Origin of the sequence: Nocardioides sp. NPDC057772 (assembly GCF_042798075.1) — a bacterium.
Taxonomy (GTDB): domain Bacteria; phylum Actinomycetota; class Actinomycetes; order Propionibacteriales; family Nocardioidaceae; genus Nocardioides.
Genome location: NZ_JBHVKN010000183.1, coordinates 1 through 10270 on the forward strand (window position 1 = coordinate 1; position 10270 = coordinate 10270).

The 10270-nt window shown below is 72.0% G+C and carries 10 protein-coding genes; 3 read left to right on the forward strand and 7 right to left on the reverse strand.

Annotated elements, in window-relative coordinates:
- The 7 genes from ACFVJS_RS22310 to ACFVJS_RS22340 all read right to left on the reverse strand — a co-directional run.
- A partial coding sequence (locus tag ACFVJS_RS22310; RefSeq protein ID WP_378885057.1) for a pyridoxal-phosphate dependent enzyme occupies positions 1-1240 on the reverse strand: 1240 nt, incomplete at its 3' end.
- A gap of 2 nt (positions 1241-1242) precedes the next feature.
- A complete protein-coding gene (locus ACFVJS_RS22315; protein ID WP_378885060.1) occupies positions 1243-2622 on the reverse strand; it encodes an alanine racemase in 1380 nt (459 codons plus the stop codon).
- Positions 2619-3836: a copper chaperone gene (locus tag ACFVJS_RS22320; RefSeq protein WP_378885063.1), complete on the reverse strand. Its 1218-nt coding sequence runs from the start codon at positions 3834-3836 to the stop codon at positions 2619-2621. Before ACFVJS_RS22320 ends, ACFVJS_RS22315 begins: the two co-directional genes overlap by 4 nt.
- 3 nt (positions 3837-3839) lie before the next feature.
- Complete coding sequence (locus tag ACFVJS_RS22325) at positions 3840-5018, reverse strand: aminotransferase class V-fold PLP-dependent enzyme (RefSeq protein WP_378885065.1); 1179 nt, start codon at positions 5016-5018, stop codon at positions 3840-3842.
- An 18-nt stretch (positions 5019-5036) separates the two neighbouring features.
- The gene (locus ACFVJS_RS22330) at positions 5037-5261 is read right to left on the reverse strand and encodes a heavy-metal-associated domain-containing protein (RefSeq protein WP_378885068.1); all 225 of its coding nucleotides are present in this window, start codon (positions 5259-5261) and stop codon (positions 5037-5039) included.
- Between the two features lie 88 nt (positions 5262-5349).
- Positions 5350-6447, reverse strand: coding sequence for a threonine aldolase family protein (locus ACFVJS_RS22335; RefSeq protein ID WP_378885070.1), 1098 nt, complete (start codon positions 6445-6447; stop codon positions 5350-5352).
- 27 nt (positions 6448-6474) lie between these two features.
- Entirely contained in the window at positions 6475-6621 is a 147-nt protein-coding gene (locus ACFVJS_RS22340; protein ID WP_378885073.1) for a hypothetical protein, read from the reverse strand.
- Between the two features lie 83 nt (positions 6622-6704).
- Here ACFVJS_RS22340 and ACFVJS_RS22345 point away from each other — a divergent pair, with 83 nt between their 5' ends.
- The 3 genes from ACFVJS_RS22345 (at position 6705) to ACFVJS_RS22355 (ending at position 9970) form a co-directional block, all read left to right on the forward strand.
- Positions 6705-7118, forward strand: coding sequence for a DUF5990 family protein (locus ACFVJS_RS22345; protein ID WP_378885076.1), 414 nt, complete (start codon positions 6705-6707; stop codon positions 7116-7118).
- 96 nt (positions 7119-7214) lie between these two features.
- Entirely contained in the window at positions 7215-8315 is a 1101-nt protein-coding gene (locus ACFVJS_RS22350) for a flavin-containing monooxygenase (RefSeq protein ID WP_378885079.1), read from the forward strand.
- Between the two features lie 32 nt (positions 8316-8347).
- Positions 8348-9970: a LuxR C-terminal-related transcriptional regulator gene (locus tag ACFVJS_RS22355; protein WP_378885081.1), complete on the forward strand. Its 1623-nt coding sequence runs from the start codon at positions 8348-8350 to the stop codon at positions 9968-9970.
- The last annotated feature ends 300 nt before the right edge of the window (positions 9971-10270 follow it).

Genomic DNA, 10270 nt, shown 5'->3' on the forward strand with positions numbered 1-10270 from the left:
GGGGCGTTTCCCGGAAATGCGGGAACGCGCCGAGACCACGGCGAGGATGACGATCGCCACGATGAGCCGACCGGTCCCCGGTCGGGCACACGAACACCACCCGCGACGCCTCGGAGAACGGCATCCCGGCCTCCATGACCTGCTCCAGCAGATCGTCGCGGAGATTGATCGCGCCAGGGACATGACCGGCCTGGAACGCCAGGGCCGTTCGTACGTCGACGACGACCACGTGCTCACCGGCGGCGGTCCATGCCTCCATCTCCTCGGGCCCGACGGAAGGTGCCGGCCCCTCGGCGGCCGGGCGGGTCGCCCCGAAGAGGTCGGGTCGGCGGTGGCGGTAGTAGGAGAGGTACGGCTCCATCCGGTCGCACGCGATCACGACCGCCGTGACCGGTCCCCCGGGCCCTGCCAGGAGCCGTTCCCGCGCCGCCGCGTAGGCCGCCCCGGTCGTGGGACCGGCGAGCACGCCGTGGCGGGTGGCGAGCTCGAGGCTCGCTGAGATCGCGTCGGCCGAGTCGACGGCGGCGATCGCGTCGTAGAAGCCGGGTTCGAAGAGCCCGACCTCCCACATCTCCGCGGCGGAGCGGATGCCGGGGATGAAGTCGCCCTCGGCGGCGACGACCCCGACCACCGCGGTCTCCGGGTTGCGTTCGCGCAGGTACGTCGCGGCACCTCTGGTCGAGCCGGTGGTGCCGAGCCCGCCCACGAGGAGGTCGACCGGGCCGGCGTCGCGGTGGATCTCGCGGCCGGTCTGCTCGTAGTGGGCGCGCAGGTTGTCCTCGCTGGTGTACTGCGAGGTGTGGTGGTAGCGGCCCGGCTCGCTCTCCATGAGGTCCCCGATGACCCCGAACACGTCGTTGGGCGCCGTCGGGTCCGGGCACTCCGAGAGGCCTGGCATCTCGGTCACCTCGGTGCCCAGCAGCGACAGCATCTCGCGGACCTCGCGCACCCGGACGCGGTTGGTGAAGGCGCGGAACCCGACCCCGTGCATCGAGGCGATGATCTGGAGCGCCTTCGCGGTGTTGCCGCTCGAGGCTTCCAGGATGACCTGTCCGTTCGCGGCGATCGTGTCGATGTGGTCGCGCAGCAGTCCCCAGGCGACCCGGTCCTTGACGGAGCCGAACGGGTTGGCCGACTCCAGCTTCAGGAAGATCTCGGCCTCGGGCACACCGTGCACCGCGGGGTCGAGCCGCAGCAGCGGAGTGTCGCCGATCATGTCGAGCACGCTGTCGTAACGCATGGTCAGCTCCCGTGGCGATCGTCGGACGCGTCGGCGGTGAAGACGAACCGGTCGCCGTCCAGGACCGCCGCGACCTTCGGCGGAGGCGGGTGCCCGGCGGCGGCCGACGCCGACAGGTCCATCTGATAGGCGGCGGTGTTCACGAACGCGAGTACGTCACCGCTGGCCGGCTCGGAGCCGAGGAACACCTTCCGCCGGCTGATCAGGTCCGACTCCAGGCACAGCCGCCCGGCCAGGAACACGCCGTCGTCGGTCGGATCACCGCGCCCGTCGACGAGGACCGGGTCGACGAGGACCGGGTCGACCAGGACCTCCTGGTCGGCCGGGGTGACCTGGTTGCGGGACAGGTCGAGGACGGCCAGGTCGCGTCCGGCCGCCCGTTTGCGGTAGAGCACCGTGGCCAGCGTGACGCCGGCGTGGTCGGCCAGCGCCTTGCCCGGTTCGATCCACAGGGTCAGCATGCACTCGCGCAGGACCTCGGCGACCGGTCGCCGCTCGATCTCGGCCGTCAGGAACCCCTCCAGCACCTCGGTCGTGGGGCGGTGGTTGCCGTACTTGTGCGCCGCCGGCGCGCCGACGTCGTGACCAGGCCACACCAGCTCTCCTGGCCCCGCGACGGCGAGCGCCTGCGCATACCGCTGGAACGGCTCCGGATCGTCGACGAAGCGCTGGCGGAAGCCGCCGCCGATGTCGATCACCGAGGGTCGCAGACCCTTGCGGTACGCAGCGGCCACGACCGCCATCGACTCGGTCAGCGCGTCCACCCGGGCCGCCGGATCGGCCGTGTCGAGGTGGAAGGCGACCCCGCGGAGCTCGAGCCCCGGGGCGCGGCGTACGGCCTCCAGGGCGGTGTCGGCATCGGCGAGGTCGATGCCGAACCGGGACTGAGGCACCACCGGTGAGGAGAAGCCGGAGAGCCGCAGCAGGACCGGGACGGTGCTGCCGGCGGGCACCGCGGCGGCGAGCCGGTCGAGCTCCCACAGGTCGTCGGCGTTGGTGGTGATCCCGAGCGCGGCGATCCGCCCGATGAACGCCGGCGACTTCGGTCCGGTGGCCTCGATCCGGCCGGGCGAGAACCCCGCGGCCAGGGCGCGGTCGAGCTCGGCCGAGGAGGCCACGTCCGCACCCAGCCCGGCGACGTACGCCTCGGCGAGGAGCGCGGTCGAGGCGTTCACCTTGTGCGCGTAGAAGACCTCGTGCGGAACTCCGTGGCTCCGCAGAACGGCCGTCAGGGCCGCGGCGTTCTCGGCCAGGACCTGGGGGAAGACGACGTGGAGCGGGGATCCGAACCGTCCGATCGCCTCGTCCACCGCGGCACCGTCGGCGAGGAACCGGGCCACGATCGGGTGCCGGGCAGCCGGGAGCGGATAGCGAGCGCTCACCCCTCGGCCACCGTGTAGCCGCAATCGCGCAGATCGGCGAAGACCCGGTCGCGCTGGTCGGCGTCGGTGAACCGGGCCCGGACCCGCTTTCCGTGCAGGTCCACCTCGATCAGCTCGGCGGCCTGGGCGTCGAAGACCGCGGTGATCGTCACCCGGCAGTGCCTGCAGGTCATGTCCGGCACCCCGAACTCCTGCTCCCCCGCAGCGAACCGGGCATCTCCTTCGGCGGGCTTGGGCGCCTCGGCGATCCGGACCGATGCGACCGCCGACCGGAAGGCGCCGGTCAGCGCCTCGGCCACCGCGGCGAGCGGCTGGACCCGCGCTCCGTCGACCTGATGTGCCCGCTGCCCGAGGCAGACCGGGCGCTCCCCGACCGGCAGCAGGGCGTACTGTCGCGAGATCTGGTCGAGCTCCACGTGATAGCGATGGATGGCGGCGCGCACCCCGAGACCCTCCGCACGGGCCCGGTCCATCACCTCGTGGGCGTCGGCGATGGTGCGGCGCTTCATCTCGGCGAGCAACGCGACGGTCTCGGGGGTGTAGCGCAGTCGGCCACCGGTGCGCTCGAGCCGTGCGGGGATCATGCCGCGGCGGTAGGTGGAGGCCTGCAGCTCCCAGAACCAGGTCGAGGCCACCGTGCCGTACAGCCCCGAGGCCAGCATCGCCTCGGCGAAGTCGACCGGGTCGTCGATGCCGACCTGCCCGGCGAGCATGCCGTGCTGGACGAGGGCGCGGCCCGCGGCTTCGGCGCCGACGCGGAAGATCTCGGCTGGCTCCTGGTCGGTGGTGGTGTCGGCGAGGACGTCGAGCTCGTCGTCGCCGAGCGCGTCCGAGCGGGCGGTCACCGCCTCGGCTGCGGCGATCGTGTCGGCGACCGCGATCACGGCCTCCCTGGCCGCGATCGGCAGGACCGGTCCGAGCGGTCCCGGTCCGACGTGGCCGCTGTTCGCGATCCCGCGGGAGTCGCGCCAGGTGACGCGATGGGTCGCGGTCACGACCTGGTCGGGGCGGCACGGCCGCATGTAGGACTCGAGGTAACGGCGCTGGCCGGTCGTGAGTGGCCCCCCAGGCTCCGGCGAGAGCTCCTCGAGGCGATACTCCACCGAGACGGCGCCGGCCACCGGCGCCGGACCGGACAGGAAGTCCGCTCCCGCGACCTCGGCCAGGATGCGGGCGGCGGCGGCGCGGTCGTACCGGATGCCTTCGTGCTCCACGTGTCAGTCCCTTTCGGCAGCGGCGGCGAGGCCCTGCAGGAGTCGGTCTACGTCGTTCTCGTCGTTGTAGAGGTGGAAGCTCGCCCGGACCACGTCGTCCCGCGGCCCTTCGAGACAGTGGTCGCCCGCCCGTACGTAGATTCCCCGCTGCTCGAGCGCGAAGGCCACGTCGGCACCGGCCTGGCCGTCGACGGTGAAGGCGGCGATCCCGCTGTGCGGCCGGTCCGCACCGGCCGGCGGCCCGAGGAGCGTGACGCCGCCGATCCGAGCCGCCCCTTCAGTGACCCGGGCGGCGAGACCGGTGAGATGACCTCCGACGCGTTCCAGGCCGATGCCGTCGATGAACGCCGCCGCGCTCGCGAGCGCGGCCGCGCCTGCTCCGTCGAGGCTGCCCTCCTCGGCGGCGTCGGTGAGCGGCGAGACGTGCCGGGCCGGGCCGCTGCGCCCGGCCGCGCGGTCGACGGCGATGCGGTGATGCTGACTGCGCCGTACGTAGACCGTGCCCGTGCCCGGCGGGCCGAACATCTTGTGGCCCGACACGACGGCGAGCTCGGCACGGGACTCGGCGAGCCGCAACGGCAGCCGTCCGGCGCTCTGCGAGCAGTCGAGGCAGACCGTCGCGGCAGGCGGGATCGCGAGCGTGTCGAGATCCGTCCGGGTGCCGTGGAGATTGTGTACGTCAGTGGCGACGACGACCTTGGTGCGGCCGCTCGCCACGCGCGCGAAGTCGTCCGGGTCGATGCGCCCCAGCCGGTCACGGCGGTACGCCACCGCCCGAACGCCTTGGTGCCGCATCCGTTCCGCGAGCCGGAGCCAGGGCCGGACCGACGACAGGTGGTCGCCGGGACAGTAGAGGATGTCGCCGCCGTCGGCGAGCGCGCCCGGTCCCCACCGGTCGGCCAGGAACGCCATCGCGCCGGTCGCGCCGCGGGTGAAGGCCACCTCGTCGGGCGACGAGGCGCCGAGGAACGCCGCGACGGAGGCGCGCGCGACCTCGAAGCGGCGCAGCGCGTCACGCGCCCACGGGTGACCGCCCCGGCCGGGGTTGCCGGCGGGTCCGCGCAGCTCGGCGGTGAGCTGGGCGATGACGGGGTCGGGGCACGGGGTGCCGGAGGCGGCGTCGAGGTAGACGAGTTCAGGTTCGGCGGTGAGGGACGGAAAGTGCCGACGAGAGCCGAGCACGGACGACTCCGGCCCCGCTCAGGTGTCGCGAGCGATCGTGAATCCGGCCTTGGCGAGCGTTGATCTGAGGACTCTCGGCTCGACCGGCGCGTCGGCGGTGACGCGCGCGCTCGATACGGCTCCCGGGTTCAGATCGACCTCGACGCCGTGGACGCCGTCCAGATCTCCAAGAGCGTTGGTCACGCTCTCGACACAGCGGTTGCAGGTCATTCCATCGATGCGCACTTCGAACTGAACCGACATGAGGCTGCCCTTCAGTAGGACTTCGCTGGTTCGTCCGAAAATATCACCGGCCGGGTGCCCGTGATGCCGCTTTGAGCTGTCTCCCGGGTCAGTCTCGATCCACGAGAGCGGCGATGTGACCGGCGACGGTCTCAGGGTCCAGCTCGAGCGCACCCTGGCCGACGGTCACCTCGGTGACCACACGACCGGGCTCGTCGCTCGCGCTCCAGGGTCTGCTGAACGCGAGGGAGTGCTCCTCCAGCGCGGCGAGGAGACGGGTGTTGACAGCGTCGGGGTCGCCCGCGGCGTACAGCAGGAAGGTGTTGGTGTGCGGCACGGGCGGCTGGACGGTGACGTACGCCGGAAGGGCTGCCGCCAACGCCCTCGCCCAGGTCACGCACTCGCCGATGTGCGGGAGCCGGTCCCGGAGTCCGGCCAGCGCCGCGACCGCCTCGGCCGTGGACCGGTAGAGCGTGCCGCCCATCCGATGCCGCCACAATCTGGCCTGCGCGACGAAGTCGTCATCGCCCAGCAGCGCCGCTCCGGCGAGGCCACCGAGGCCCTTGTAGAAGCTGGTGTAGACGGTGTCGGCGAGGCCGGCGATCTCTGCGAGCCGCTTGCCGAACCACTGCTGCGACTCCCAGATCCGGGCGCCGTCGATGTGGAGCGCGATCCCGCGCTCGCGGCACCCTTCCGCCAGCTCCGCGAGCTCGTCGAAGGTCGGCAGCAGACAGCCCGCGTCACGCAGGGGCAGCTCGACCAGGCAGGCGGCCAACGGTCCCGGGATTGCGTCGAGGTGGGCCTTCGTGGGTGTCTCACGGCCCGTGGTGAGGTGTTCGATCCGCAGGTCCTGAAGGATCCTCGGCCCGTCGTCCTCATGCACGAGCAGGTGCGAGAGATCCGGCATCGCGACCCGCCTGTTGCCGGCGTTGTCGGCGTGGATCCGCAGCGCCACCTGCTGGGCCATCACCCCGGAGGGGAAGTACGCAGCCGGTTTCCCGAGCAGCTCGGCGACCTCGGCCTCCAGACGCGCGACCGGCCCACGCTCGGCGTACACGTCCCATTCCTCGATCCCGAGCTCGCGGCAGGCCTCCGCCAACCCGTCGAACACCTCCGCCGGACTCGCGTACGCCGGGAACACACTCTCGCGGCACCCGATCATCGCCTCGCGGAGGCGCTCCTTCAACGACTTCTCAGGCTCGTCCACGCCGCTCACCCTAGTGAGGGCGTCCGATCAGTCGCCGTCCCCGCCGCCGTCGACCGCGTCGCCGCCACCTTCGGGGCCGAGCGGGATCTGCGGTTGGAGCTGGTAGGCGATCGTCTCCTCCAGCGGCACCGTGGGCGGGAGCTTGCTGAAGTCCTCCGGGGGCTGCTTCGTCATGTCTCGAGTATCTCCCTGCCCACCTACCCGCGTGATCGAAAATCCGCGACGAGCTCGCGGTCTTCACATGGCATCCTGGAGCGGTGCTGCTCGAGATCCGTGGTCACAACTTCCCAGGCCGGTCCTGGCACCTCGACACCGATCCGTGCCACAACGTCCATGTGGGCATCCAGGTCCGCCGGGATCCCGCCGATCTGGTGCCCGGCGACAGCGAGGTTGCGGTCTGGCGTACGGAGATCGAGGTCGTCGAGCGCGACTCCGGCACCGACTTCCGTGGCCCGGCCGTCCAAGGCGCCCGAGGATCCCGGTTCGTCTATCTGACCTGGGGAGACGTCGGCCCAGACGGAGCCTTCACCATGTTCCGGAGGGCCAAGCTCATGCTCGAGGACGTCCCCGTTGCCGAGCACGTCATCGCGACCGTCGACCTGACCGACGAGCGTGGTGGGCCGCGCTGCGCCAGGCTGCGGCCACCGGCGCTGCAGCTGAGCACGGTCTGACACGCGCCGATGAGTAGATCGACCCATTGACCGTGGCCGCCGAATGCGACGTACGCCCGACGCGGAGCGGCGGCTCACAGACCTAGCGTCGCCGGTATGGACACCACACACATCGAGACGATCATCATCGGTGCCGGCCAGGCCGGCCTGGCGACCGGCTATCACCTGCGACGTCGCGGCCGCGCGTTCCTGATCCTGGACGGGAACGCGCGGATCGGCGACAACTGGCGGCGCCAGTGGGACACGCTCCGGCTCTACTCTCCGGCCAAGTACGACGGCCTCCCCGGCATGGCGTTCCCGGCGAAGAGATGGTCGTTCCCCGGCAAGGACGACGTGGGCGACTACCTCGAGACGTACGCCCGCACCTTCGAGCTGCCGGTCCGGCTCGAGACCCGGGTCACCGGGCTCGACCGGCACGGTGACGGTTTCCGGGTGACGACCGACCGCGGCACCTGGACCTGCGACAACGTCGTGGTGGCGACGGGAACCTTCGGGCGTACGCCTCACGTCCCGGCGATCTCTGCGCAGCTCGACCCGTCGATCCTGCAGCTCCACTCCAGCGAGTACCGCCGCCCCGGGCAGCTGCGCGACGGCGCGGTCCTCGTCGTCGGAGCCAGCCACTCCGGCTGCGACATCGCCTTCGAGGTCGCCGAGTCGCGGCCGACGATCCTGGCCGGCCGCGACTGCGGTCAGATCCCGCCGCGCCTGGACTCGCCGGTCATGCACGTGCTCTTCCCGGTGCTGCTCTTCGCCTGGCGCCACGTGCTCACCCGGCGTACGCCGATCGGCCGCAAGGAGATGCCCGCGATCCGGCGCCACGGCGGGCCGATGCTGCGGGTGAAGCGCTCCGACCTGGCCGCCCGCGGCGTCGAGCGGGTGACCTCGCGGATCGAGGAGGTACGTGACGGGCTGCCCGTCATCGATGGCGAGCCCCGCGGGGTCGGAACCGTCGTGTGGGCGACGGGGTTCCGACAGGCCTTCGACTGGATCCACCTGCCGGTGCTCGACGAGGACGGCTGGCCACGGGAGATGCGCGGCGTCGTCGCGGAGGCCGACGGGCTCTTCTTCTGCGGCCTCAGCTTCCAGTACGCGTTCAGCTCGATGCTCCTCGCGGGAGCCGGGCGCGACGCGGCGCTCGTCGCGGACCGGGTCACGTCCCGGATGCGGGCGGCCTCACGGGTCTCCGTCGGCGCCTGATCGGCGTACGCTCTCCAGGGGAGGTTCCTGCCGTGGCCGACGTCCAGCTGGAGAGCGCCCGCGTCGACTTCGACCGCGGCGACTGGGCCGCGGCCTACAGCGCCTGGTCGGCGGCCGACCACGCCGTGCTCTCGGCCGCTGACCTCGAGGACTTCGCCGTCGCCGCCGAGCTGACCGGACACCACGACGAGACCATCGCCGCCCTGCAGCGTGCCTTCTTGTCGAGCCAAGAGGCCGCCGATCTCGGGCGCTCGGTCCGCTGCGCGTTCCGGATCACGATGACGGCGCACGTCCACGGCGAGAGCGCGCTCGCGCGCGGCTGGACCTCGCGAGCCGAGGGGCTCGTCGCCGGCTCCGACGACGGCGTCGAGGTCGGCTGGGTGGACTTCCTGCGGATGTTCCGCGCCCTGGGCACCGGTGACTTCGCCGCGGCCGCCGGCTACGCCGACAAGGTGGCAGAGCGCGGCCGGCGCCATGCCGAACCCGACCTCATCGCCCTGGGCCTCTGCTCCCAGGGCCGGATGGCGATCTACTCCGGCCGGGTCGTCGAAGGCCTCGCTCTGCTCGACGAAGCGATGGTCCGCGTGATCGCGGGCGAGGCCTCCCCCGTCATCGCAGGCCACGTCTACTGCACCGCGATCGAGGGCTGCCAGGAGATCAGCGACTTCGGCCGGGTCGCGGAGTGGACGGCCGCGCTGGAGCGCTGGTGCGCCGCCCAGCCCGGGCCGCTGGCATTCACCGGCCAGTGCGCGGTCCACCGCGGCCAGCTGCTGCGGCTGCACGGCGAGTGGCAGCAGGCTCTGGAGGAGTTCGAGCACGCGACCCGCCGCTACCAGGAGGTGAACGCGCCGGACGCGGTCGGGCTGGCGGCGTACGAGGCCGGCGAGGTGCTCCGGCTCCGCGGCGAGTACGCCGAGGCCGATGCCGCTTACGAGCGCGCCGCCGACAGCGGCTTCGACCCGCAGCCCGGCCTCGCGCTGCTCTGGTCGGCCCGTGGTCAAGGCGCCGCGGCGCTGGCCGCGATCGACCGGCTGCTCGCGGAGACAGGTGGTCCGGTGCAGCGCTGCCGTCTCCTGCCTGCCGCGGTGGACGTGCTGATCGATGCCGGCGAGGTCGACCGGGCCCGCGACGTGGCCGCCGAGCTCGACGCCCTGGCCGGCGCCTTCGGCTGCGACTGGCTGGAGGCATCGGCCGCGCACGCGCACGGTGCCGTCGAGCTGAGTGCCGGGGACCCCGCCGGTGCCCTCCCCTACCTGCGCAAGGCGCAGCAGCTGTGGGCCCGCGCCGACGCCACCTACGACCGAAGCCGTGCCCGGCTGCTGACCGGGCGCGCACTGGCAGAGGCCGGCGACACCGAGTCGTCCCGCCGCGAGCTCGAGGCGGCGCGTACAGCGTTCCGGCAGATCGGCGCCCGCCCCGCCGCCGACGAAGCAGACGCCCTGCTAGCTCCCGCCTCTCTGCCCGCCGGCCTCACCGCCCGCGAGGCCGAAGTCCTCCGCCTCGTCGCCTCCGGCCGCAGCAACGCCCAGATCGCCGCCGACCTCGTCCTCAGCGAGAAGACCGTCGCCCGCCATCTCTCCAACATCTTCACCAAGCTCGACGTGCGCTCCCGCACCGCCGCCACAGCCTTCGCCTTCGAGCACGGCGTGGTCTGAGGCCAGGGGCTCTCGAGCAACCAATTTGGCGAGGCGCCTCGAGGCATGGGCGGCGCATCTGGACACGAATCCCCGCGCCTACATGAAACAGGGCCTGCGATATCTGAAAGCCCGTGGCTCCTGAGCATCACCGCTTCCTCGCTGACCTGAGGTGAGCAGCGATTGTCGCGTATGCGCTTGCGGCCGAACGTCTGGAGTGCCGACACGCGGACGGTCCGCCACCACAACGCGTCCGACATCCGAGAGGTAGCCCCGAAAGGAGTTCGACCTGGTGGCAGATCCGTGCTGGCAGCCAGAACG

Coding starts and splice junctions, on each gene's coding strand:
- ACFVJS_RS22350 (WP_378885079.1), top strand. CDS start 7,215: ATGGACACCACACACATCGAGACGATCATCATCGGTGCCGGCCAGGCC.
- ACFVJS_RS22340 (WP_378885073.1), bottom strand. CDS start 6,621: ATGACGAAGCAGCCCCCGGAGGACTTCAGCAAGCTCCCGCCCACGGTG.
- ACFVJS_RS22330 (WP_378885068.1), bottom strand. CDS start 5,261: ATGTCGGTTCAGTTCGAAGTGCGCATCGATGGAATGACCTGCAACCGC.